The organism is Amycolatopsis sp. NPDC104775, assembly GCF_055583325.1.
Genome location: NZ_JBVJOE010000009.1, coordinates 164,317 through 186,792 on the forward strand (window position 1 = coordinate 164,317; position 22,476 = coordinate 186,792).

General features: G+C 67.1%; 23 protein-coding genes and 1 tRNA gene. 19 read left to right on the top strand and 5 right to left on the bottom strand.

Going from position 1 to position 22,476, the window contains the following annotated elements; genetic code table 11:
- Positions 1 to 128: 128 nt before the first annotated feature.
- The 4 genes from ACZ63D_RS33435 to lon all read left to right on the top strand — a co-directional run bounded on the left by ACZ63D_RS33435 (position 129) and on the right by lon (position 5,264).
- Positions 129 to 1,070: a GNAT family N-acetyltransferase gene (locus ACZ63D_RS33435; RefSeq protein WP_465358310.1), complete on the top strand. Its 942-nt coding sequence runs from the start codon at positions 129 to 131 to the stop codon at positions 1,068 to 1,070.
- A 35-nt stretch (positions 1,071 to 1,105) separates the two neighbouring features.
- Positions 1,106 to 1,954, top strand: coding sequence for an SAM-dependent methyltransferase (locus ACZ63D_RS33440; protein WP_465358311.1), 849 nt, complete (start codon positions 1,106 to 1,108; stop codon positions 1,952 to 1,954).
- Complete coding sequence (locus ACZ63D_RS33445) at positions 1,951 to 2,775, top strand: SAM-dependent methyltransferase (RefSeq protein WP_465358312.1); 825 nt, start codon at positions 1,951 to 1,953, stop codon at positions 2,773 to 2,775. The genes ACZ63D_RS33440 and ACZ63D_RS33445 overlap by 4 nt, the downstream gene beginning before the upstream one ends.
- Before the next feature lie 86 nt (positions 2,776 to 2,861).
- Positions 2,862 to 5,264, top strand: coding sequence for an endopeptidase La (lon, locus tag ACZ63D_RS33450; protein WP_465358313.1), 2,403 nt, complete (start codon positions 2,862 to 2,864; stop codon positions 5,262 to 5,264).
- A gap of 65 nt (positions 5,265 to 5,329) precedes the next feature.
- On the opposite strand, the gene rfbA is transcribed toward lon, so the two are convergent.
- Positions 5,330 to 6,211 carry a glucose-1-phosphate thymidylyltransferase RfbA gene (gene rfbA / locus ACZ63D_RS33455; RefSeq protein WP_465358314.1) on the bottom strand — a complete coding sequence of 294 codons (882 nt, stop codon included), beginning with the start codon at positions 6,209 to 6,211 and terminating at the stop codon, positions 5,330 to 5,332.
- Positions 6,212 to 6,286: 75 nt separating this feature from the next.
- Positions 6,287 to 7,435, bottom strand: a complete 1,149-nt coding sequence (locus ACZ63D_RS33460; protein WP_465358315.1) for a sialidase family protein — start codon at positions 7,433 to 7,435, stop codon at positions 6,287 to 6,289.
- 199 nt (positions 7,436 to 7,634) lie between these two features.
- Between ACZ63D_RS33460 and ACZ63D_RS33465 the strand changes: the two genes are divergently transcribed.
- Together ACZ63D_RS33465 and ACZ63D_RS33470 are read left to right on the top strand one after the other, a co-directional pair.
- Complete coding sequence (locus ACZ63D_RS33465; RefSeq protein WP_465358316.1) at positions 7,635 to 8,333, top strand: hypothetical protein; 699 nt, start codon at positions 7,635 to 7,637, stop codon at positions 8,331 to 8,333.
- A 544-nt stretch (positions 8,334 to 8,877) separates the two neighbouring features.
- Positions 8,878 to 9,870: an SDH family Clp fold serine proteinase gene (locus ACZ63D_RS33470; protein WP_465358317.1), complete on the top strand. Its 993-nt coding sequence runs from the start codon at positions 8,878 to 8,880 to the stop codon at positions 9,868 to 9,870.
- 126 nt (positions 9,871 to 9,996) lie between these two features.
- On the opposite strand, the gene ACZ63D_RS33475 is transcribed toward ACZ63D_RS33470, so the two are convergent.
- The gene (locus tag ACZ63D_RS33475; RefSeq protein ID WP_465358318.1) at positions 9,997 to 10,464 is read right to left on the bottom strand and encodes a GntR family transcriptional regulator; all 468 of its coding nucleotides are present in this window, start codon (positions 10,462 to 10,464) and stop codon (positions 9,997 to 9,999) included.
- Positions 10,465 to 10,629: 165 nt separating this feature from the next.
- Here ACZ63D_RS33475 and ACZ63D_RS33480 point away from each other — a divergent pair, with 165 nt between their 5' ends.
- Both ACZ63D_RS33480 and ACZ63D_RS33485 read left to right on the top strand, forming a co-directional pair.
- The gene (locus tag ACZ63D_RS33480) at positions 10,630 to 10,881 is read left to right on the top strand and encodes a hypothetical protein (RefSeq protein WP_465358319.1); all 252 of its coding nucleotides are present in this window, start codon (positions 10,630 to 10,632) and stop codon (positions 10,879 to 10,881) included.
- A 25-nt stretch (positions 10,882 to 10,906) separates the two neighbouring features.
- A complete protein-coding gene (locus tag ACZ63D_RS33485; RefSeq protein WP_465358320.1) occupies positions 10,907 to 11,143 on the top strand; it encodes a tyrosine-type recombinase/integrase in 237 nt (78 codons plus the stop codon).
- A gap of 32 nt (positions 11,144 to 11,175) precedes the next feature.
- Here the strand turns inward: ACZ63D_RS33485 and ACZ63D_RS33490 are convergent, their stop codons facing one another.
- The gene (locus tag ACZ63D_RS33490; RefSeq protein ID WP_009072171.1) at positions 11,176 to 11,667 is read right to left on the bottom strand and encodes a YajQ family cyclic di-GMP-binding protein; all 492 of its coding nucleotides are present in this window, start codon (positions 11,665 to 11,667) and stop codon (positions 11,176 to 11,178) included.
- A gap of 118 nt (positions 11,668 to 11,785) precedes the next feature.
- Between ACZ63D_RS33490 and ACZ63D_RS33495 the strand changes: the two genes are divergently transcribed.
- The 3 genes from ACZ63D_RS33495 to ACZ63D_RS33505 all read left to right on the top strand — a co-directional run bounded on the left by ACZ63D_RS33495 (position 11,786) and on the right by ACZ63D_RS33505 (position 13,288).
- Positions 11,786 to 11,867, top strand: a tRNA-Tyr gene (locus ACZ63D_RS33495).
- Positions 11,868 to 11,987: 120 nt separating this feature from the next.
- Positions 11,988 to 12,476: a VOC family protein gene (locus ACZ63D_RS33500; protein WP_465358321.1), complete on the top strand. Its 489-nt coding sequence runs from the start codon at positions 11,988 to 11,990 to the stop codon at positions 12,474 to 12,476.
- A 17-nt stretch (positions 12,477 to 12,493) separates the two neighbouring features.
- Positions 12,494 to 13,288: a MerR family transcriptional regulator gene (locus tag ACZ63D_RS33505; protein WP_465358322.1), complete on the top strand. Its 795-nt coding sequence runs from the start codon at positions 12,494 to 12,496 to the stop codon at positions 13,286 to 13,288.
- Between the two features lie 200 nt (positions 13,289 to 13,488).
- Here the strand turns inward: ACZ63D_RS33505 and htpX are convergent, their stop codons facing one another.
- Complete coding sequence (gene htpX, locus ACZ63D_RS33510) at positions 13,489 to 14,331, bottom strand: zinc metalloprotease HtpX (protein WP_465358323.1); 843 nt, start codon at positions 14,329 to 14,331, stop codon at positions 13,489 to 13,491.
- Between the two features lie 147 nt (positions 14,332 to 14,478).
- Here htpX and ACZ63D_RS33515 point away from each other — a divergent pair, with 147 nt between their 5' ends.
- From ACZ63D_RS33515 to ACZ63D_RS33550, 8 genes are all read left to right on the top strand, one after another.
- Entirely contained in the window at positions 14,479 to 15,441 is a 963-nt protein-coding gene (locus ACZ63D_RS33515) for a YncE family protein (protein WP_465358324.1), read from the top strand.
- 39 nt (positions 15,442 to 15,480) lie between these two features.
- Entirely contained in the window at positions 15,481 to 16,350 is an 870-nt protein-coding gene (locus ACZ63D_RS33520; RefSeq protein WP_465358325.1) for an LLM class F420-dependent oxidoreductase, read from the top strand.
- Positions 16,347 to 17,219, top strand: a complete 873-nt coding sequence (locus ACZ63D_RS33525) for an LLM class F420-dependent oxidoreductase (protein WP_465358326.1) — start codon at positions 16,347 to 16,349, stop codon at positions 17,217 to 17,219. Before ACZ63D_RS33520 ends, ACZ63D_RS33525 begins: the two co-directional genes overlap by 4 nt.
- Before the next feature lie 267 nt (positions 17,220 to 17,486).
- Positions 17,487 to 18,719 carry a methyltransferase domain-containing protein gene (locus ACZ63D_RS33530; RefSeq protein ID WP_465358327.1) on the top strand — a complete coding sequence of 411 codons (1,233 nt, stop codon included), beginning with the start codon at positions 17,487 to 17,489 and terminating at the stop codon, positions 18,717 to 18,719.
- Position 18,720: 1 nt separating this feature from the next.
- On the top strand, positions 18,721 to 19,509 hold the full coding sequence (locus tag ACZ63D_RS33535; RefSeq protein ID WP_465358328.1) for a glycosyltransferase family protein: 789 nt from the start codon (positions 18,721 to 18,723) through the stop codon (positions 19,507 to 19,509).
- Entirely contained in the window at positions 19,506 to 20,150 is a 645-nt protein-coding gene (locus ACZ63D_RS33540; RefSeq protein WP_465358329.1) for a PIG-L deacetylase family protein, read from the top strand. Before ACZ63D_RS33535 ends, ACZ63D_RS33540 begins: the two co-directional genes overlap by 4 nt.
- Before the next feature lie 4 nt (positions 20,151 to 20,154).
- Positions 20,155 to 21,177, top strand: coding sequence for an NAD-dependent epimerase/dehydratase family protein (locus tag ACZ63D_RS33545; protein ID WP_465358330.1), 1,023 nt, complete (start codon positions 20,155 to 20,157; stop codon positions 21,175 to 21,177).
- A complete protein-coding gene (locus ACZ63D_RS33550) occupies positions 21,177 to 22,442 on the top strand; it encodes a DUF4910 domain-containing protein (protein ID WP_465358331.1) in 1,266 nt (421 codons plus the stop codon). Before ACZ63D_RS33545 ends, ACZ63D_RS33550 begins: the two co-directional genes overlap by 1 nt.
- Positions 22,443 to 22,476 lie beyond the last annotated feature (34 nt).

Sequence of the window (22,476 nt, forward strand, 5' to 3'; positions counted from 1 at the left end):
GGTTAACAATGGGCGTTCTTCTCTGACCTGCGTGGACCAAGGAGTGAAACTCCCGGTTGCCCCCGGAACCCCCGGCCTAGGGAGTGTTCTGGGGCTCTTTTCCGGCCGGTTCGGCGGACAATGGCGGCATGCACAACGACGTGACAGCCACCGGCCATGCGGCGCGCATCGCCACGGTGGACGCGCTGCTTCCCGCGCCACTCCCCTTCGAGGTCGGAGGGGATTCCACGCTGCTTTCCGCCGAGGTCGGCGACACCGCCGCGGCCGGGTTGAGCACCTGCACCGGACTCGGCCCGGACAGCCCGCGATCGATGTGGCGGGCCCTCGTCGAACACCGGCTGGAGGTTCAGGTCTCCGGACCCGATCCGGCCGCCGCGCTCGACGCGTTGCTCACTCGATGGGATGAACACCTGCGGTCCCTCGCCCGAGTGGGGGATACGGAGTGCGCCGCGGTGCTCTCCCGCCCCAGCCGGGACACGGTCGGGGCCACCGAACTCCTGCGGCACGGCTTCGCTCCGGTGGGCGTGCTCGCGGTCCGCCCGGCACAGCGGATGGCGGCCGGACCCGACGCGACGCCGGGCGTCTGCATCCGGCACGCGACGCCGGACGACCTCTCCACCGCGGTCGCGCTGCAGCTCGAATTGCAGCGTTACGACGCGCAGTTCGGCCGGGTCACGCTCCGCCCCGGTGTCGAGGAACTGATCACCAAGGAGCTGCTGCACCACCTGGAACGGCCCGAACCGCAGGTGTGGATCGCGGAGCTGTACGGCCAGCCGCTCGGCATGGTGGTGCTGCAGATGCCCGACGAGACCGGCTGGATCCGGCACCGGGTGGCCGCTTCCCGGGTCGGTTACCTGTCGTCGCTGGCGGTTTCCGAGGCGGCCCGGTCGTCCGGCGTCGGTACCGCGCTGGCCGCGCACGCGCACCAGGTCTTCGACGAAGCGGGCGCGGATGTCGTGCTGCTGCACCACGCCGTAGCGAACCCTCGGTCGACGCCGTTCTGGTACGCGCAGGGCTATCGGCCGCTGTGGACCGGCTGGCAGCGCCGCCCCGCGGTGCGCTCTCGCTAGTCTGGCGTCTGCCAGGCCATTCGAGGGGAGTCCCAGTGACCGAAAAACCCGACGCAGCACCGAAAGCGCCGGAAGGCGTCGACGTCGAGAAACCCTCGGCCGCGCGGGTCTACGACTGGTACCTGGGCGGCAAGCAGAACTGGGCGGTGGACCGGGAATTCGGCCGCAAGGTCGAGAAGATGTGGTCGCTCGCCCGGCCGGGCGCGAAGCAGAACCGCGAGTTCATGAATCGCGTGGTGCGGGCGGCTCTCGACGCGGGCATCCGCCAGTTCCTCGACCTGGGTTCCGGCGTGCCGACCGCGGGCAACGTGCACGAGGTGGTCGAGGCCGCGCTCGGCGACGACGACCAGGCCACCGTGGTTTACGTCGACTACGAGCCGGTCGCCGTGGCGCACGCGACGCTGATCCTCGAGGACGAAGCGGCCACGGACTGGGCCGGGATCGTCCAGGCGGACATGCGCGACCCCCGTGCGGTGCTGAACGACCCGCGCACCCGCGAGCTGATCGATTTCGACCAGCCGGTGTGCGTGATGCTGATGGCGGTGCTGCACTTCGTCGGCCCGGACGACGATCCGGACGCCATCGTGCGTGCCTATCGCGACAAGCTCGTGTCCGGCAGCTGGCTGGCGATCTCGCAGATGAGCGAGGGCGACGGCAGCGGTCCGGCGCTGGAGGGTCTGCGCTGGTTCGTCGAGCAGTACCGCAAGACGAGCAATCCGATGTGGCTGCGCGACCGCGAGGAGATCGAGCCGTTCTTCGGTGGCTGGCCGCTGCTGGAGCCGGGGATCACGCATCTGCCGGACTGGCGGCCGGAGCGCGAGCTGAACGCCGTCGAGGCGGAGGCCCGCCCGTTCGCCTGGTGCGGGGTCGCGCGCAAGCCATGACCGCACCTGACGCGCCGAAGGGCGTGGACGTCGACAAGCCGTCCGCGGCCCGGGTTTACGACTGGTACCTCGGCGGCACCCAGAACTGGGCGGTGGACCGGGAATTCGGCCGTCGCGTCGAGAAGCTGTGGCCGCTGATCCGGCCGATGTCGCGGGAGAACCGCGCGTTCATGAACCGCGTCGTGCGGGCCGCGCTCGACGCCGGGATCCGGCAGTTCGTCGACCTCGGCTCGGGCGTGCCGACGGCGGGCAACGTGCACGAGATCGTCCGCGATCGGCTGCCCGCGACGGTCGTGTACGTCGACTACGAGCCGGTGGCGGCGGCCCATTCGCGAGTGATCCTCGAAAACGAGGACGCGACCGAATGGGCCGGGATCGTGGAACGCGACATCCGCGATCCGGCGGCGATCTTCGCCGACGAGGTCACCCAGGAACTGATCGACTGGTCGCGGCCGGTGTGCCTGCTGATGATCACCGTGCTGCACTTCCTCGGCCCCGGCGACCGGCCGGAAGAGCTGGTCGCCGCCTATCGCGACCAGCTCGCGCCCGGGTCGTGGCTGGCCGTCACGCACGGCACCTGCCGGGACGACGCGCCGCCGGAGCGGGCCGCCGAGGTCCGCCGGTTCGTCGACGCGTACCGGGACACCTCGAACCCGGCGTATCTGCGCTCGGCCGAGGAGATCCTGCCGTTCTTCGGCGGCTGGCCGCTGCTGGAGCCGGGGATGAGCGCGCTGCCGGACTGGCGGCCGGACGGGCCGGTGTCGGAGTTCGCCGCGGAGGTCCGGCCGTTCGGCTGGGGCGCCGTCGCGGTGAAACCCTGACTTCTCTCCCAGCGAACACTCCCTGGGAAACAAACCCGCCCTTCGGAGAGTTGAGCACCTCAGACTCAACTATTCGAGGAGTGCACATGACTGACCCCCGCCTCCTGCCCGTCCTCCCGCTCGATGACGACGTCGTGCTGCCGGGCATGGTGGTCCCGCTCGACCTCGGCGACGCGGAGACCAGGGCCGCAGTGGAGTCCGCCCAAGCCAAGACCCCCGCGACCGCGTCGTTTCCCGGGATCCGCTCCGGTGCGGCGAGCAAGGCCGAGGTCCTGATCGTCCCGCGCGTGCACGGCGAGTACGCCGAACTGGGCACCGTCGCGACCGTCGAACGGATCGGCCGCGTTCCCGGCGGCAAGTCCGCCGTGCTGTTGCGCGGCACCGCGCGCGCCGTCGTCGGCCGGATCGCCGACGGTCCCGGCGCGGCCCGCTGGGTGCACGCCGACGCCGCGGACGAGACTTCCGACGACCGCACCGCCCAGCTCGCCGCGGAGTACAAGGCCGTGGTCATCTCCGTGCTGCAGCAACGCGGCGGCTGGCAGATGATCGACGCCGTCCAGCAGGTCGAGGAGCCGTCCGCGATCGCCGATCTGGCCGGCAACGCGCCGTACCTGTCCACGGACCAGAAGCTGGAGCTGCTGAGCGCGCTCGACGTCAGCGTCCGGCTGGAGAAGGCCCTCGAGTGGAGCCGGGAGTACCTGGCCGAACTGGAGGTCACCGAGACCATCCGCAAGGACGTCGCGGACGGGATGGAGAAGCAGCAGAAGGAATTCCTGCTGCGCCGCCAGCTCGAAGCGATCCGCAAGGAACTGGGCGAACTCGACGGCACCGCGGCCGACGACGACTACCGCGCCCGGGTCGAAGCCGCCGACCTGCCGGACGAGGTGCGCAAGGCCGCGCTGGCCGAGGTCGACAAGCTGGAGCGGACGTCCGAGCAGTCGCCGGAAGGCGGCTGGATCCGGACCTGGCTCGACACGGTGCTGGAGCTGCCGTGGAATGAGCGGACCGAGGACGTCTACGACATCGCCGCCGCGCGGGCCGTGCTCGACGCGGACCACGCCGGCCTGGACGACGTCAAGGAACGGATCATCGAGTACTTGGCCGTGCGCAAGCGTCGTGCGGAATCCGGTCTCGGCCCGGTCGGCGGACGGCGTTCCGGCGCGGTGCTCGCGCTCGCCGGTCCTCCCGGGGTCGGCAAGACGTCGCTGGGCGAATCCGTCGCGAAGGCGATGGGACGCAAGTTCGTGCGCGTCGCGCTGGGCGGCATCCGCGACGAGGCGGAAATCCGCGGCCACCGGCGCACGTACGTCGGCGCGCTGCCGGGCCGGATCGTGCGGGCCATCAAGGAAGCCGGTTCGATGAACCCGGTCGTGCTGCTCGACGAGATCGACAAGGTCGGGGCCGACTACCGCGGCGACCCGACGGCCGCGCTGCTCGAAGTGCTGGACCCGGAACAGAACCACACGTTCCGCGACCACTACCTCGAGGTGGAACTGGATCTGTCCGATGTGGTCTTCCTCGCGACGGCCAACGCGCTGGAGACCATTCCCGGCCCGCTGCTGGACCGGATGGAACTGGTGACGCTGGACGGCTACACCGAGCACGAAAAGGTCACCATCGCGCGGGATCACCTGCTCCCCCGCGAACTCGAGCGGGCCGGTCTGGCGTCCGGCGACGTGGTGCTGACCGACGACGCGTTCAGCCGGATCGCCGCCGAGTACACCCGCGAGGCCGGGGTACGCGACGCGAACCGGACTATCGCGAAGGTGCTGCGGAAGATCGCCACGAAGGTGGCTCTGGGCACGGTCTCACTGCCGCTCTCGGTGTCCGCTTCGGACTTGGAGACCTACCTGGGCCGGCCGCGGCACGTGCCGGAATCTTCGCTGCCGACGGCGACTCAGCGGACGTCTTTGCCAGGCGTGGCAACGGGTTTGGCGGTTACCGGCGCTGGCGGCGACGTGCTGTACATCGAAGCGTCGCTGGCGGATCCGGAAAGCGGGGCTTCGGGCCTGCAGCTGACCGGGCAGTTGGGTGACGTGATGAAGGAGTCGGTGCAGATCGCGCTGTCGTACCTGCGCTCGCACGGCGCCGAGCTGGAACTGCCGGTGGGAGACCTGCGAGAGCGGGGAATCCACGTGCACGTCCCGGCTGGCGCGGTGCCGAAGGACGGTCCGTCGGCGGGCATCACGATGACGACCGCGCTGGCTTCGCTGCTGTCCGGCCGGGTGGTCCGGGCCGATGTGGCGATGACCGGCGAGGTTTCCCTGACCGGACGGGTGCTGCCGATCGGCGGGGTCAAGCAGAAGCTGCTGGCCGCGCACCGGGCGGGGATGAAGACGGTGATCATCCCGCAGCGGAACGAGCCGGATCTGGACGATGTGCCCGCGGAGGTGCTGTCGCAGCTGGAAGTGCACCCGGTGGCGAATGTGCGGGAAGTGCTGGAACTGGCTTTGACGCCTGCTTCTTCGGAGGTTCGGCAGGCGGCCTGAGCGCGCGCAGCGAAAAGGGGTCCTCATCGGGTTTTCGGTGAGGACCCCTTGTGCGGTGCGGAAAATCAGCCTTGCGCGCCCGCGAGCAACGCCACGTTCATCACGTATTCGCCGTACCCGGACTTGGCCAGTTTCCTGCCCAATGCGTAGCATTCGTCCGCGCTGATGAAGCCCATTTTCAGCGCGACCTCTTCCAGACACGCGATCCGCACGCCGGTCCGGTGTTCCAGCACCTGCACGAACTGACCGGCCTCCAGCAGCGAATCGTGCGTGCCGGTGTCGAGCCAGGCGAAACCGCGGCTCAGCTCGATCAGCTTGGCGCGGTCGCGGCGCAGATAGGAGAGGTTGACGTCGGTGATCTCCAGCTCGCCGCGCGCGGAGGGTTTCAGGTTGCGGGAGATCTCGACGACCTCGTTGTCGTAGAAGTACAGCCCGGTGATCGCGTTGTTCGACCGCGGTTTGTCGGGCTTTTCCTCAATGGACAGCAGATTGCCGTTCTCGTCGATCTCGCCGACGCCGTAGCGCTCGGGGTCTTTCACCTGGTAGCCGAACAGGACGCAGCCGTCGAGGTCGCTCGCGGCGGTGCGCAGCGTCGTGGAGAAGCCCTGGCCGTAGAAGATGTTGTCGCCCAGGACCAGTGCGACCGAATCGTCGCCGACGAAGTCCGCGCCGATCACGAACGCCTCGGCGAGACCGTTCGGGCTCGGCTGTTCCGCGAACGAGAAGGACAGCCCGAACTGGCTGCCGTCACCGAGCAGGCGGCGGAAGTTCGGCAGGTCGGCCGGCGTCGAAATGATCAGGATCTCCCGGATCCCGGCCAGCATGAGCACCGAGATCGGGTAGTAGATCATCGGTTTGTCGTAGACCGGCAGCAGCTGCTTCGACACGGCCTGCGTGATCGGATGCAGCCGGGTTCCGCTGCCTCCGGCGAGCACGATGCCCTTCACAGCCCCTCCTCGCGTGCGGTGGTGTTCGTTCACCGTACCGAGTGAGTGCGGAGGCATGCTTGAGCTTCCCTCAATTCAGAAGGCCGGGCCTTTGCCGAAGTACGCCTGGCAGCCGTTCGCGTACTCGGTGGCGATCTCCAGCACATTTTTCCCGCCGTCGACCGGCAGGATGGCGGACGAATAGTTGGGGCAGTAGTTGTTGTAGATGCCGGTGATGTGCACGGGCGCGGGGAGTTCGTACCAGTTCCCCGCGCCGAAGTTGTCGTTGGCCAGCAGCGTCTGCCCGTTTCCGGACACCGGGGTGCCGTCAGCGGTCGTGTAGATCTGGCCGACCATCACCAGCCGTACGCCGTTCGGCCCGCCGGGGAACAGCGTCGTGGTTTGAGCATGCTGGAAGTAGTTGCCGCTCGCGGTGTTCACGCGGGTGCCGGGGTCGGCCGGATCGCCCCAGTTCGCCCCGTCGGCGGAGATTTTGTAATACGGATCGCAGTAGCGTTCGCGGTAGTTGCAGATTTCGTAGCCGAACCAGTACCGGCCGTCGGGCAGCCTGCGGATGATCGGCATGCCAGGGCGTACCCGGGACGGCCCGATGGCCATCGTGAGCTGCTTGGTGCCCCAGGTGGTCCCGTCGGTCGAGGCGACGCGGTTGAGCACCTGCCCGTACTGCGGCGCCTGGGTCTCGTCGGCGTAGTGCAGCCAGAGCGTGCCGCCGGCGTCCACAGTGAACTCCGGCTCCCAGATGCCGTCGTGGTTGTGCGAGAGCGCGGCCTCGGACAGGTACCGCCAAGTGCGGCCGCCGTCGCGGCTGGCCCACACCTTGATTCCCATCCGCCGCTGCGGACCCGAGTCCTGCCGGTAGGTCGCCGCCCACAGCAACGTGCCCGCGCGCATCCGGCCGACCCGCTGCGGCAGTTCGTAAATGGTTCCGCAGCATTGGCCGAACTTCGCGTCGGGGTCGCGGATCTCGCCGATCTGGTGGAAGCTCGCGCCCTCGTCGGTGCTCTCGAGGATCGGCGCGAAGCGACCGTTGCCGTCCTCGCTGGTCAGCGACGCGATGATGTTCCCCCGGCCGAACAGCGAGTGCTCCAGCCGGATCAGCCGAGGGTACGAGCCGAAGCCGGGCACGAGCAGCTTCTTGTCGGCGGCTTCCGCGACGGGCGCGAGCGCGGTCACGAGGACCGCCAGCGAGGTGAGGAAGGCAAGCACGGGAGTCCAGCGGCGCATCCAGAAAACTCCTCTCACGACCGGACGCGCGATTACACCACGTGGTCGCCCTGTCACCATCGATTTCGCCTGGTCACCCGCGTGAGTCCACTCCTTCGAGGAGATCGCTGGGCTGTTCAGGGGGTCCGTTTCGTAACGACCGGGCGGAGTGTGACGAAAGATCATCCGGAGGCCCCGCCGGGGCACGCTAGGGGGGATCATGCGCCGCACTGCCGGGCGTCTAGCCGCTGCCTGTGCGGCGGTGGCGCTCACCGCGTCGTGCTCGCTGCAGCCGACCGGGGTCGGGGCGATCGTGCGTCAGCTGCCGGAGGAACCCAGCCACGCGCCGGCGCCCCTGCGTCCGCCGCCGGAGCTGGAAGAGCCCCGGTTCGTCGAGGCTCCCACCGAAACCCACCAGGGCAAGGGCAACGCGACAGTGCCGCTGACCTGGCCAGCCGGGGTCGCGGGCTTCCTCGAGTTCGACTGCCCGAAGTGCGACGGGCACATCGCCGTGAAGACCGACGGGACGGAAAGCCTGCTGGTCAACGCCAGCGATCCGTACCACGGAACGGCCTGGTTCAACGTGTCCTTGGGCGGCCAGTGGGTGCACAAACTGGACATCACCGCGGACGCCGCCTGGACCGCGACGATCACCGACTACCGCGGCCTGCCGAGCGTCGAACCAGGCAAACCGCACAGCGCGCACGGAGACGCGGTACTGGCGATCCCGGCGGGCATGACGCGCGGGAAGTTCACCACGAACTCGCGCGGCCACACGGGGGTGTGGACTTTGTGCGACGGAAAGCGCGACCTGGTGGTGAACCAGGTCATCCCGCACGAAGGGGAGTTCCCGCTGCACGGACAGGCGTTCGTGGCGGTGGAGGCCTACGACGGGGACTGGACTTTCACGGCCTCGTGACCCCGCTGGGCGCTGCGGGCGTTCGGCTGCCCGCAGCGCCGGGCGGTCACCGGTAGTTGGTGAACTGCGTCCGGCCTGGGGTGAGGGCGTGGTGCGGGGCTCTGAGCTGCGGGTTTGTGCCCGTCGGTTGTCGTCGTCGGTCGTCGCTGGTTGGTGTCGTCTGTACCGGATTTGTACCCAACTCCTGTTCGCTAGGACGGGGTCAGTAACAGGTGCTGACCACACTGCGACTAGCTAATGCATCCCTTGAGGGGCACATGTGACGCTGTTGGGAGCCTGGTCACTGCACAGGCAGCTTGGTAGTCTCAACAGAGATTACCTTTTGTTCTTATGCGACCACGGAGGGTCAACGATGGAGTCGAGGACCGAGCACCCCGCCTACGTCGACGCCCTGACGGAAGCGGGCAAGTCCTACGAGCCGTATGTCGATCTCAGTCGTGTCGTCGAAACGGCGCAGGTTGCCGCTGGTGGTCAGCGTGCCGACGGGGTTAGTGCTATCTACACACACGAGCCCGGACCGGCCCTTTCAATCTGGGTAAGGTAAATGCCTTCATGGAGCAGCCTGGTTTCTGAGTTTTCAAAACTCAATGACCAGGAAAAAGGTGCTTGGTTCGCGCAGGGATCAGCAAAGGCGTTAAAGGAGCTATCCGAAGTTCGCTCTGGTCGCAATGTTGTCCTGTATAGCTCATGCTTTCTGCAGAAGCCGCAAGTTCCTGGGGAGTTCAGTCAGATCACGCATGAAGATCTGAATGGATTCATGAGTGTCATCTATGGGATGGACTGGAGTAAGGGACTTACCCTCGTCCTTCATACTCCTGGAGGTGTCACGAATGCGGCTGAGTCTATCGTCGATTACCTTCGTTCGAAGTTTTCAGATATCGAAGTAATCGTTCCTGCTCTCGCGATGTCGGCTGGCACAATGATTAGCCTTGCTGCTGACCGTATTCTGATGGGTCGTCAGAGTCAGTTGGGCCCAATCGATCCGCAGATGCCAGTGATGGGTCGAATGGTCTCAGCGCAAGCCATCGTCGCCCAGTTTGCGCGTGCTCGCGAGGACATCGAGGGAGATGTACGTCTGGCCCACTTGTGGGCACCGATTCTCCAGAGTCTAGGCCCCGCGCTTCTGCAGGAAGCGGATCACGCGCTCGCTTACTCCGAGCGCATGGTTGCCGGATGGCTTCGCGATAATATGTTCAAGGATCGGGCGGACGCGTCTGAAATTGGCATCAAGGTCGCTCATCACTTCAATGATGCTGGCACTCATATGAGTCACGGTCGACGTATAAACGCGGCAGAAGCGGCACAATGGGAAGTGAAGATTGAGCTCCTGGAGGACGACCAGGCTCTTCAGGAAGCGGTTTTGACTGCTTATCACATAATGACTATTGTGTTCGATGCGACGCCGCACACGAAGGTAATGTGGGCGAGCACTGGGCAAAGCTGGCTAAAGTCGTGGCTGTCACCCGAAGATCGAATGTTGATTGAAAAGGGTGCAAGGGTGCTCGAACCCGTCGTTCAATCAAATCTTGGTGAATAGAGTGGGTGGCCTCTCGGCATCTCGTTGACTTGGCGCAGTCCGATCACCTCGCAGCACAGGGCAGCGAGCACCTGCCAAACCTACCCCTTCCCGATCCTAAGCTGCCCGAGCTCGTATCCGGCCCCGTCAAGGCCCGCAGGTACATTTCAGCCTTGACGGGGGCCGGATGCGTATTTGAGCCTGCGATGAGCGGGACGGGGGAGTACAGACGGAACCGCGGTTGCCTGTGGACGCGATGGATGCTCTCCCGCCGGCCATGTCGGTGACCTGCCTGTCCGGCGAGGACACCGGTTCTGCGGATCCGGCCTGCCGTGGTCGTCGGCCGGGGCAAATAGCTGGGGCCGAGCGGCCCCGGGGGGCCGCCTTGATCCTGTAGAGAAAGTTCTCACCAAGCCTCCGCCTCACGGCCAGTGGCTCAGCTGCGTGGCGTCGTGCTGCCGAGACGCGACGGAGGGGCGGGCGGCGTCGAACGAAGGTGCCGCGTCCGAACTCGGTCGTCACCAGGCCCTCGGATACCAGGAAGGCAATCGCCTTGCCGGCCGTCGCCTTCGTCGTGCCGTACTGAGCGATGAGCTGCCGCTCGGACGGGAGCACAGCACCCGGAGCGAGTTAGCCCTGATCACGCGGCCCGAAGAGGTCCACGCGCTTCACGACGCACTGCCGGGGTGCTACCGGCCGATCGTCTACCTCGCGGCTGGCTGCGGCTGGCGTGGCGGCGAGATCTTCGGCCTGGAGCGCGACGCGATCGAATTCGACACGATGGAGGTCGAGGTCCGGCACCAGCACACCGTGGTGTCCGGCCGGACGCCCTACCTCGCGCCGCCGAAGACTAAAACCAGCCGCCGGACCAACGAGCTGCCGACGCTGGTCGCGAACTCGCTGCGTGGGCACCTGGAGACCTTCCGGACACTGCCGGAGGAGATCGACGACGAGACCGACCCCCGCCGGCCGATCCGGCGGCCCGCCAACCTGGTGTTCACCCGAGGCGACGGCGCCCGATCCACCGGCTGACTGGTCGTACATCTGGCGTCCGGCCGTGAAGGCCGCTGACCTGCCGGACGGCTTCGGCCTGCGTGACCTCCGGCACTACTTCGCCACGGTGCTGATCTTCGGCGGAGCGAACGTCAAGACCGTCCAGCTCGCCATGGGCCACACCACGCCCACGATGGCGCTCAACACCTACGTCGGCTACTGGCCGGACGCCGTGGACCAGACGCGGACGCTCGTGGACTCCGCGCTCTGTTGTACCGACGTTGTACCCACGGGCACCTGAAAACAGATACCCGCAGGTCAACGAGGGTTAAGTCACCGGTAGTTGGTGAACTGCAGAGCGATCTCGAAGTCCTTGCCCTTCAGCAACGAGATCACCTCCTGCAGCTGGTCCTTCTTCTTGCCCGACACCCGCAGCTGGTCGCCCTGGATCTGGGCCTGGACGCCCTTCGGGCCTTCGTCGCGGATGAACTTCGCGATCTGCTTGGCCTTGTCCGACGCGATGCCCTGCAGGATCTTGCCGCTGATCTTGTAGATTTTGCCGGAGATCGCGGGCTCGCCTGCCTCGAAGGCCTTGAGCGAGATGTTCCGCTTGATCAGCTTCTCCTTGAAGACCTCCACCGCCGCGAGGGCGCGCTCTTCGGTCTCCGACTCGATCGCGATGGCTTCCTCGCCGGACCAGCTGATGCCGGTTCCGGTGCCGCGGAAGTCGAACCGCGTGCCCAGTTCCTTGCTGGCCTGGTTGAGCGCGTTGTCCACCTCCTGGCGGTCGACCTTGCTCACCACGTCGAAAGAGGGATCCGCCACGTGTCCTCACACCTTGTCTCAGCTCGTCAGGGACCCCCAGCGTAGCGCCGGGGGATCCCGGTTGACCGGCCGTCCGGACCGTTGGGTATCCTTCTTCCCGGCCGGTTCGCCCGGCCATGGCAGGTTACCCAAGCGGCCAAAGGGATCTGACTGTAAATCAGACGGCTCAGCCTTCGGGGGTTCGAATCCCTCACCTGCCACCCCGCAGAACGGCCCCGTGACTCAGTCGCGGGGCCGTTTTCGTGCCCCTGTGACTCACGGCGCGGCGACCGCCGTTCGGGCTTGACCCTCCTGCGGCAGGAGGCTGCACGCTCTCCCTCATGAACGAATTCCGCAGCCCGGTTCCGATGCCCGCCTACGACGCGGTTTCTCCGGGCAACTACCTCGGCTTCTACGGGATGCCGATGTTTCCCAACGTGCCCACCGCCGACCTCGACGTTTCCACTGACTTCTGGCTTCGCGGGCTCGGCTTCGACAACCTGTTCACCCTCCCCGGCCAGCTCGTGCACCTGCGGCGCTGGGCGTTTCAGGATGTGCTGCTCAAGGCCGGCACCCCAGCGGGGCCGAGTGAGGTCAGCATCAGTTTCTCGTGTGTGCTCAGTGAACTCGACGAGATCGCCAAGCGGTGCGAGGAGATCACGCCTGGCTGCACGAGCGGTCCGGTGCTCCAGCCGTGGAACTCGCGGGAGTTGACGGTCGTCACGCCGGAAGGCACGAATGTCGTGATGACCGCGGCGGAGCCGATCGACCCGGACAGCGCCCTCGCGGACAAGCTGCGGGCCACGGGAATCGACGTCCCGCGGTCGTGAACTGCGACACTGAGGTCGTGATCGAGCAAGACGGCCTCACTGTCGGACGCACGGCGACGCTGGTCGGCGTGAGTGTCAAAACCCTGCACCACTGGGACGCGGTCGGCCTGGTGCGCCCAAGCGGACGCACCAGCGCCGGCTACCGGGTGTACTCAGCCGAGGACATCGCGCGGCTGCATCGGGTGCTCGTTTACCGCGAGCTGGGCTTCCCACTGTCAGAAATCGGGCGGCTGCTGGACGACCCCTCAGTCGACGCACACACCCACTTGACCCGGCAACGGCGCGAGCTGCGCGACCGGATCGCGCACCTGGAACACATGGTGTCCGCAGTAGACCGCATGGCAGCGGCCACTCGCGGCGGGATGCAGCTGACGGCCGAGGAGCAGGTCGAAATCTTCGGGTCCGACTGGAATCCAGAATGGATCGACGAGGCCGCGGAGCAATGGGGCAACACCAAGCAGTGGACGGAATACCGCGAGCGGACCACCCACCTGACCCCGCAAGACTGGCAGCAAGCCGCAGCCGAACACGAGACACTCCACGCAGACCTAGCCGCAGCCCGGCGCGCAGGCGTTGAACCAGGGTCAGCAGAAGCGAACGCCCTAGCGGAACGACACCGGACAATGATGTCCCGATACTTCGACTGCACCCACTCAATGCAGGTATGCCTCGGCCGAAAGTTCGTAGAAGAAACCGGCTACACCGAGTACTACGACTCCCTGGCCCCCGGCCTAGCAACCTGGCTACGAGACGTAATTTTCGCCAACGCCATCACCCACGGCGTAAACCCAGAAACCGCATCCTGGGAGTAACCAACTACAGCGAGGCACCCAGCCCCCGCCCTGCACCCCGATACGAAGCCTTCTCTGCGGTTCGGGGGTGCTTGTCAAGGCATCTTTCCCGCCTTGACAAGCACCCCCGAACCGTCAGCACAATCAAGCTTCGGGGTGCCCCACGCCAACCCCCACATGCAATGTCGCCGCCAGGCGACGAGCCGAGCCGCCCCCGGGACTCACCGCCCCATCTCCTCCAACCGCCGAATCCGATCCTCAATCGGCGGATGCGTAGAAAACATCCGGCTCAACCCAGCCCCCGGCCGGAACGGGTTCGCGATCATCAAATGCGACTGCGACACCACAGCCGGTTCCGGAACCAGCGGCGCGGCCCGAGTCCCCCGCTCCAGCTTCCGCAACGCCGAAGCCAGCCCCAGCGGATCCCCGGTCAGCTCAGCCCCGGAAGCATCCGCCTGATACTCCCGAGACCGGCTCACCGCCATCTTCACCACCCCAGCCGCGATCGGCCCGATCAGCACCACCAGCAGCGACATGAACGGATTGCCCTCGCGATCATCCCCGCCGAAGAAGAACGCGATATTCGCCAGCACACTGACCACACTCGCCAGTGCCCCGGCCACGCACGAGATCAAAATGTCCCGGTTGTACACATGCGACAACTCATGCCCGAGCACCGCCCGCAGCTCGCGCTCGTCGAGCAGCTCCAGGATCCCGGTAGTGCAGCACACCGCCGCATGCTGCGGATTGCGCCCCGTCGCGAAAGCATTGGGCGCCGCGGTCGGGCTCACGTACAGCGAGGGCATCGGCTGCCGCGCCGACGTCGCCAGTTCCCGCACGATCCGGTACATCGCGGGCTGCTCGACCTCTGACACCGGCCGCGCGTGCATCGCGCGCAGGGCCATTTTCTCGGAGTTGAAGTAGGCGTAGGCGTTCATCCCCAGCGCCACGATCAGGCCGATCACCAGTGCCCCGCGGCCGAACAGTCCGCTGATCCCGATGATGATCGCCGAAAGCAGACCGAGCAGCATCGCCGTCTTCAGCCCGTTGTGGTGCTTGTGCACGCGCGCTCGCCTCCGTCCGCTCTGGCAGGTGCCGCAAGGTGGGTTACTCACTGGAAACAACGCGATCGAGGGACGCGAAGTTCCTTCGCCCGATCCTCGTCCGGGTTAGGGTCGGCGAGCAACCCAACCGACCGGGGCAGGTGAGCGATGCGAGGTTCCCAGTTCTCCCGGCGAGGGCTGTTCGGCCTGGTCAGCACGGGTGCGGCGGTGGTGCTGGGCGGGCGCGCGGAGGCGGCCGGACGGGTCACCAGCGTGCAGGTCGGCGGGGCGCTTTCGGCGCTCGCGGTGAGTCCGGTCACCGGGCTCGTCTACGCGGCTGACCAGGCGTCCGGCATGGTCGTGGTCCTCGACCCGGACGCGGGGCGGGTCGTGGCCGCGCTCGCGGTCGGCGGGGAGCCGAGCGACGTGGTGGTGGACGCCGAGCGGATCTACGTCGCCAATCCGGCGGGCGGCACGGTGCTCGCCTTCGACAGCCAGACGCACCGGTTCCTGAGCGCCGTCAGCGCGGGGGCGGGCGCATCGGCGCTCGCGATCGATCCCCAGGTCAACCTCGTGTACGCGGTGAGCGGCAAGACCGGCACGTTCGCGGTGCTGGACAGCGTCAGCCTCACGCAGCAGGACCTGCTGCCCGCGCCGAAGCCGGGCCTCGCCGGGATCGCGCTCGACCGCGGCCGGCGGCGCGCCTACTGCACCAGCCCGAACACGAACTCGGTCGAGATCTGCGACCTCGACGCCGGGGCGTTCACCGCGAGCGTGCCGGTGGGGGCGGCCCCGACCGGGATCGGCGTCCATGAGCTGACCGGCGCGGTGTTCGTGGCGAATTCGGCGATCCACCATATGTCCATTGTGGACGGATCAGCGAAGGCTCAAGTCAAGACCGTGTTGCTGCGCAGCGAGGCGTCCTCGCTCGCGGTGCATCAGGGCAGCGACACGGTGTACACCAACGGCGGGCAAAATGGACTGTCCCGTGTGGACGGGAAGACCCAAACCCTTACTGGCGAGCTGAGTCTGGGCGTGAACCCGGGCGACGTGGCGGTGGACCAGCGCACGCGCACGGTGTACGTGGCCGATCCGCTGCACGGCACGGTCACCATCGTGCGCGACTTCTGACTGTCCACATGAAGTCACTCCAGGTATACGGTGTCGGATATGGAACTAGGTCTCCAGGTCCCCGACTTCGCCTTCCCGGGAGGGACTGCCGCGCTCGGTGCGGAACTGGCCGCAGCGGTGCGGGCGGCGGACGACGCCGGGTTCGCTTATCTCGCGGTGATGGACCACTTCTTCCAGATTCCCAGTGTCGGCCCGAGCGATCGTCCGATGCTTGAGGCGTACACGACGCTCGGCTACTTCGCCGCGCACACCCAGCGCGCGAAACTGTTCACCTACGTCACCGGCGCGATTTACCGGCATCCCGGGCTGCTGGCGAAAGCGGTCACCACGCTCGACGTGCTGTCCGGCGGGCGAGCGATGCTCGGCATCGGAGCCGGATGGAACGAAGAAGAAGCCCGCGGACTCGGCTTCCCGTTTCCGTCCACATCGGAACGATTCGAACTGCTCGAGGAAAACCTGCGGTACGTCCGCCAGATGTGGGACGAGGACGACAAACCGTTCTCCAGCAAGCATTTCACCGCCGAGCGACTGCTCAACAGCCCGCAACCCCGGCACCGGCCGCCGATCATGATCGGCGGGGGCGGGGAGAAGAAAACGCTCCGGCTCGTCGCGAAGTACGGCGACTTCTGCAACATCGGCAACGGTCCGGATCTCGAACGCAAGCTCGACGTGCTCAAGCGGCACTGCGAAACCGAGGGCCGCGACTACGCCGAGATCGCCAAGACCGTTTACCACTATCTGGACATCGGTCCGTCCGGGGAGAAAACCGGCGAATTTCTCGCCGAGGCCGAAAGGCTGCACCGGCTGGGCGTACAGACCATGATCGGCCCGCTGCCCGGCGGGACGGATCGACGACGCATCGAGATTTTCGCGCAAGACATCATTCCGGTGGTTAAGGAGTTGGCATGAAACTCGGGTTGCACCTGGCTCAGCAGACCTGGCCGAACGGCCCGGCGGCGCTGGGCTCGGACCTGGCGCGGGTGGCCCGGACGGCGGACGAGGCCGGGTTCGAATACCTGTCGGTGATGGACCATTTCTTCCAGATTTCCAGCTACGGCCCGCCCGAGCACGAGATGCTGGAAGCCTGGACCACGCTCGGCTTCCTGGCCGCGCACACCGAACGGGTCAAACTGCTCACGCTCGTCACCGGCGTCATTTACCGGCACCCCGGGCTGCTCGCGAAGACGGCGACGACGCTCGACGTGCTGTCCGGCGGCCGGGCGATCCTCGGCATCGGGGCCGGCTGGAACGAGGAGGAATCCCGCGGGCTCGGGTTCCGGTTCCCGCCGATGAAGGAGCGCTTCGAACAGCTCGAGGACGCGCTGCGCTACGTCCGCCAGATGTGGGCCGAGGGCGACGAACCCTTCACCGGCACGCACGTCAGCGGTGAGCGGCTGCTCAACAGCCCGCAGCCGATCCAGCGTCCGCACCCGCCGATCCTGATCGGCGGCAGCGGCGAGAAGAAGACCCTGCGGTTCGTCGCGCAGTACGGCGACATCTGCAATTTGCTGCCCGACGCGGACATTCCGCGCAAGCTGGAAGTCCTGAAGCAGCACTGCGAGGACGTCGGCCGCGACTACTCCGAGATCACGAAAACCGTTTCGCTGCGGCTCGACACGGGTGAAAACGGCGAGAAAACCGGGCAGCTGCTGGATGAACTGGGCCGGCTGTCGGAACTCGGGTTCAGCGTCGCGACCGGCTGGGCGCACGGCGTGCCGGACCCGGCGGTACTCGAACGGTTCGCCACCGAGGTGATCCCGGCGGCCGAAAAGCTGTGATCCGCTGACGAACGGGTGACGGCTGCGCCATCCGGCGCCGGTCCGCCACCCGTTCGCCGCAGCACTTCGCGGCATTCCGCCGCCGTCAGAAGTCTTTTTCCCGGCCGCCGCACCGGTGTGCGACTTTGCCGCCGCATCGGCCGCCGGGCAACTTTGGTCTCGGTTCCGAATCGACTCCGGTGAGCTTCCCGGCGCGTTGTAACGACGGCCGGGCGCGGATCGACCTGCCCTACGCAGATCGCGCTCGTGACCGGAGGAGCCTGGCACATGACCACATGTCGACTCTGCGGTTCGCAAAGAACCGCCAGCGTGGTCGACCTCGGCGCGACCCCGCCGTGCGAACGGTTCCTGACCGCCGCGCAGCTGGCCGAACCCGAACCGACTTTCCCGCTGCATCTCGAAGTGTGCACCGAATGCTGGCTCGCGCAGCTGCCGCCGCTGCTCGACCCGGCCGACACATTCACCGATTACGCGTATTTCTCGTCTTTTTCCACCTCGTGGGTCGAACACGCGAAGCGGTTCACCGACGACGCGGTGGAGCGGCTCGGACTGACTGACCGGTCTTTCGTCGTCGAGGTCGCCAGCAACGACGGATACCTCCTGAAGCACGTCGTGGAACGCGGAATCCGTTGTCTCGGCGTGGAACCTTCCGTCAACGTCGGGCAGGCCGCGCGGGAAGCGGGGGTGCCGACGCACACCGCGTTCCTCTCCGAGGACACCGGCCGCGAGGTGCGTGCCGAACACGGTCCGGCCGACCTGGTCGTGGCGAACAACGTTTACGCGCACATCCCGGACATTCGCGGGTTCACCCACGGCCTGCGCGCGCTCGTCGCGAACGACGGCTGGGTGTCGATCGAGGTGCAGCATTTGCTCACGCTGATCGAAAAGAACCAGTACGACACGATTTACCACGAACATTTCCAGTACTACACCGTCGAATCCGCGCGGCGGGCGCTGGCGGCAGGCGGGCTGACCGTGGTCGACGTCGAACTCCTGCCCACGCACGGCGGATCGATCCGGCTGTGGGCGCGGCCCGCGGAGGCGGCCGGGGAGCCGAGTGCCCGGATGATCGACGTGCTCGCCCGGGAGAAGGCCGCCGGGCTGCACGAGCTGTCCGGGTACACCGAATTCGCCGACCGGGTCACCCGGGTGCGGCTGGAATTGCTCGAATTTCTTCTCGCCGCCCGGAAAGCCGGGAAAACGACCGTCGGGTACGGCGCGCCGGGCAAGGGCAACACCCTGCTGAACCACTGCGGCATCCGGCCGGACCTGCTGGCCTACACCGTGGATCGCAATCCGTACAAGCACGGCCGGTTCACGCCGGGCACCCGGATCCCGGTCGTGGAACCGGACCGGATCGCGGCCGACCGGCCGGACTACGTGCTCGTCCTGCCCTGGAACCTGCGGGACGAACTGACCGAACAGCTCTCCTACGTCGGCGCGTGGGGCGGCAAGCTCGTCTTCCCGATTCCGCGCCTGGAAATCGTCGAGGTGACGTGAAGTGAAGGTCGTTCTGTTCTGCGGCGGCTACGGAATGCGGATGCGCAGCAGCGAAGCGTCCGACGTGCCCAAGCCGATGGCGATGGTCGGGCCCCGGCCGCTGATCTGGCACGTCATGCGCTACTACGCGCACTTCGGGCACACCGAGTTCGTGCTGTGCCTCGGCTACGGCGCGCACCACATCAAGGAGTTCTTCCTGAACTACCAGGAAACGACCTCCAATGATTTCGTGCTGCGCGGCGGGAAACCGGAACTGCTGTCCACCGACATCGCCGACTGGACGATCTCCTTCGTGCAGACCGGCATCGAATCGCCGATCGGCGAACGGCTCCGCCGGGTGCGCGACCATCTCGACGGCGACGAAATGTTCCTCGCCAACTACGCCGATGTCCTCACCGACGCGCCGCTGGACAACATCGTCGAGCGGTTCCGGAACAGCGACGCGGGCGCGTCCATGCTCGTCGTGCCGCCGCAGTCGTCGTTCCACTGCGTCGAGATGGACGAGGGCGGCCTGATCGGGGCGATCACGCCGGTGAGCGAACTCCCGCTGTGGGAAAACGGCGGCTATTTCGTGCTGCGGCAGGAGATTTTCGACCACATCCCGGAGAACGGCGACCTGGTCGCCGACGGCTGCGGCGAACTCGCCAAGCAGGGCCGGCTGCTCGCCTACCCCTATCGCGGGTTCTGGAAGCCGACCGACACGGTCAAGGAACGTTACGCACTCGACGCCGCCTACGCGCACGGCGACCGGCCGTGGGCGTTGTGGGAACGCGAAAAGGTGCACTCGTGATCGGCCTCGGCGCCGAGGTGAAGAGCATCGTCGTGCTCGGCGCGCATTGCGACGACATCGCCATCGGGGCGGGCGGCACGCTGCTGGAGATCTGTGGAAAGAGCCCCGGAATCCAGGTCGACGCGCTGGTGCTGTCCGGCGGCGGCACCGACCGGGAGACCGAGGAGCGCGCCGCTCTGGCCGCGTTCTGCCCGGGTGCCGAGCTGACCGTCACGGTCCTCAAGCTGCCGGACGGCCGCCTCCCCTCGCATTGGGAGGAAGCCAAGAACGCGCTGGAAGACCTCCGCCGCCGCACCGACCCGGACGTCGTGTTCGCGCCCCGCACCGTTGACGCGCACCAGGACCACCGCGGGCTCGCGCAGCTCGTGCCCACGGTGTTCCGCGGTCATCTGACACTGGGTTACGAGATCGTCAAATGGGACGGCGACCTCGGTCGGCTGCCCGCTTACGTGCCGCTGTCGGACGAGGTCATGCAGCGCAAGGTCGAACTGCTGCACGAGCACTACGGCTCGCAGCAGCGTCGGCCGTGGTACGACCGCGAGGCTTTTCTCGGCCTCGCACGAATTCGCGGAATCGAATGCCAAGAACGCTATGCCGAGGCGTTCGAGGCACACAAACTCGTCATCGAGCTAAGGGGCTGAAGGCATGCGCGTGCTGCTCACGGGGCACACGGGATATCTGGGCACGGTGATGGCACCGGTGCTCGCCGCGGCGGGACACGAGGTCGTCGGCCTCGACTCGGGCTTGTTCGCCGCTTGTGTGCTCGGCCCGGCCCCGCGCGATCCGGTCGGGCTGGCCGTCGACCTGCGCGAGGTGAAACCCGAACACCTGCGGGGTTTCGACGCGGTGATCCACCTCGCCGCGCTGTCGAACGACCCGCTCGGCTCGCTCGCGCCCGAATTGACCTACGACATCAACCACCGCGCGTCGGTCAAGCTCGCGAAACTCGCGAAGGACGCCGGGGTTTCCCGGTTCCTCTACGCATCGACCTGTTCCGTCTATGGCGCTTCCGGCAGCAGTGGCCTGGTCGACGAAGACGCGCCGCTGCGGCCGGTCACGCCGTACGCGGAGTCGAAGGTCCGAGTGGAAGCCGAGGTGTCTGAACTCGCCGACGACAACTTCACTCCGGTGTACATGCGCAACGCCACCGCCTTCGGCTTCTCGCCGCGGTTGCGCGCCGACATCGTGCTGAACAACCTGGTCGGCCACGCCTACCTGTCGGGCGAGGTTCTCGTGCTCTCCGACGGCACGCCGTGGCGGCCGCTGGTGCACGCCGACGACATCGCCCACGCCTTCACCGCCGCCCTCGAAGCGCCGCGCGAAGCCGTGCACAACAAGGCGTTCAACATCGGCACCGAGCGCAACAATGTGACGGTCGCCGAGATCGCCGAAGAGGTCGTCGCGGTGGTGCCGGGCGCCAAGCTGCGGATCACCGGCGAGGCCGGGGCCGACCCGCGTTCCTACCGCGTCGATTTCTCCCGGTTCCGCGACGCCGTCCCCCAGTTCGACTGCAAGTGGGGCGTGAAAGACGGTGCGCTGCAACTGTTCGACGCCTACCGCCGCAACAGCCTCACCCGGGAACAGTTCGAGCGCCGCTTCACCCGGCTGAACTGGTTGAGCGACCGGCAGGCCGCCGGCGCGGTCGACGCCACCCTGCGGCACGCCTGATGCGCACGGGGGCCGAGATGCACGCTCTGGTGGAACGGTTGTACCCGTTCTGCCGGAGCATCACCGGCGACGGCGTGCGGCAAACCCTGGCCGTCGTCGGCGAGCACCTCCCGCTCGACCGGTACGAGGTGCCCAGCGGCACCGAGGTGCTGGACTGGACCGTGCCGCCGGAGTGGAACATCCGCGACGCCTTCGTCGCGGATTCCTCCGGACGGCGGGTGATCGATTTCCGGAAGTCAAACCTGCACGTGGTCGGCTACAGCGTCCCGGTCGACCGGGTCGTCAGTCTCGCCGAACTGCGCACCCACCTGCATACGCTGCCCGACCAGCCGTCGTTGATCCCTTACCGCACCAGTTATTACTCCCCCACCTGGGGGTTTTGCCTCGCCCAGGACGTTCTCGACACGCTGCCGGAAGGCGACTACCACGTCAAGATCGACTCCACGCTCGCCGACGGCCACCTCACCTACGCCGAGCACGTCGTACCGGGCGAGGTGGGCGACGAGGTGCTCGTCTCCTGTCACCTCTGCCATCCGTCGCTGGCCAACGACAACCTCGCCGGCATCGCGGTCGCCGTCGCGCTCGCGCAAGCGCTGGCCGAGGAAAAGCCGTACTACACCTACCGGTTCCTGTTCGTGCCCGGCACGATCGGCGCGATCACCTGGCTGGCACGCAATTCCGAGCGCATCGACCAGGTCAAGCACGGCGTCGTGCTGGCCTGCGCCGGTGACCGCGGGACGCTGACTTACAAGCGGAGCCGTCGCGGGGACGCCGACATCGACCGCGTTTTCGCGCACATCCTCAAGGACAAACCGCACGAGATCCGGGATTTCTCGCCGTACGGCTACGACGAGCGCCAGTTCTGCTCCCCCGGGTTCAACCTCGGCGTCGGCTCGCTCACGCGCACGCCGTACGCGGGCTACCCGGAGTACCACACCTCGGCGGACAACCCGTCCTTCGTCGACCCGGACTCGATGGCCGACACCCTCGACACCCTGCGGACGGCGTTTTCCGTGCTGGACCGCAACCGGCGCTACGTGAATCTCAGCCCGTACGGCGAGCCACAGCTCGGCAAGCGCGGGCTGTACGACTCGCTCGGCGGGCGCAGCGACGCGAAGGAAGCCCAGCTCGCCATGCTGTGGGTGCTCAGCCTTTCCGACGGCGACCACAGCCTCCTCGACATCGCCGAACGGGCGGACCTGCCATTCGGCACCGTAGCCGCGGCGGCCGATGCCCTTCGGGCCGCCGGACTGCTGAAGGAGTGAAGCCGTGCCGTCGATCCTGCGTTCGCGAGCCGTC

Bases quoted from the DNA above. Each gene is read 5' to 3' on its own strand.
- lon (WP_465358313.1), top strand. From the start codon at position 2,862: ATGACTGACCCCCGCCTCCTGCCCGTCCTCCCGCTCGATGACGACGTC.
- ACZ63D_RS33545 (WP_465358330.1), top strand. From the start codon at position 20,155: ATGCGCGTGCTGCTCACGGGGCACACGGGATATCTGGGCACGGTGATG.
- ACZ63D_RS33445 (WP_465358312.1), top strand. From the start codon at position 1,951: ATGACCGCACCTGACGCGCCGAAGGGCGTGGACGTCGACAAGCCGTCC.
- ACZ63D_RS33480 (WP_465358319.1), top strand. From the start codon at position 10,630: ATGGAGGTCGAGGTCCGGCACCAGCACACCGTGGTGTCCGGCCGGACG.
- ACZ63D_RS33435 (WP_465358310.1), top strand. From the start codon at position 129: ATGCACAACGACGTGACAGCCACCGGCCATGCGGCGCGCATCGCCACG.
- ACZ63D_RS33465 (WP_465358316.1), top strand. From the start codon at position 7,635: ATGCGCCGCACTGCCGGGCGTCTAGCCGCTGCCTGTGCGGCGGTGGCG.
- ACZ63D_RS33470 (WP_465358317.1), top strand. From the start codon at position 8,878: ATGCCTTCATGGAGCAGCCTGGTTTCTGAGTTTTCAAAACTCAATGAC.
- ACZ63D_RS33515 (WP_465358324.1), top strand. From the start codon at position 14,479: ATGCGAGGTTCCCAGTTCTCCCGGCGAGGGCTGTTCGGCCTGGTCAGC.
- ACZ63D_RS33460 (WP_465358315.1), bottom strand. From the start codon at position 7,435: ATGCGCCGCTGGACTCCCGTGCTTGCCTTCCTCACCTCGCTGGCGGTC.
- ACZ63D_RS33530 (WP_465358327.1), top strand. From the start codon at position 17,487: ATGACCACATGTCGACTCTGCGGTTCGCAAAGAACCGCCAGCGTGGTC.
- ACZ63D_RS33550 (WP_465358331.1), top strand. From the start codon at position 21,177: ATGCGCACGGGGGCCGAGATGCACGCTCTGGTGGAACGGTTGTACCCG.
- ACZ63D_RS33500 (WP_465358321.1), top strand. From the start codon at position 11,988: ATGAACGAATTCCGCAGCCCGGTTCCGATGCCCGCCTACGACGCGGTT.
- ACZ63D_RS33525 (WP_465358326.1), top strand. From the start codon at position 16,347: ATGAAACTCGGGTTGCACCTGGCTCAGCAGACCTGGCCGAACGGCCCG.
- ACZ63D_RS33520 (WP_465358325.1), top strand. From the start codon at position 15,481: ATGGAACTAGGTCTCCAGGTCCCCGACTTCGCCTTCCCGGGAGGGACT.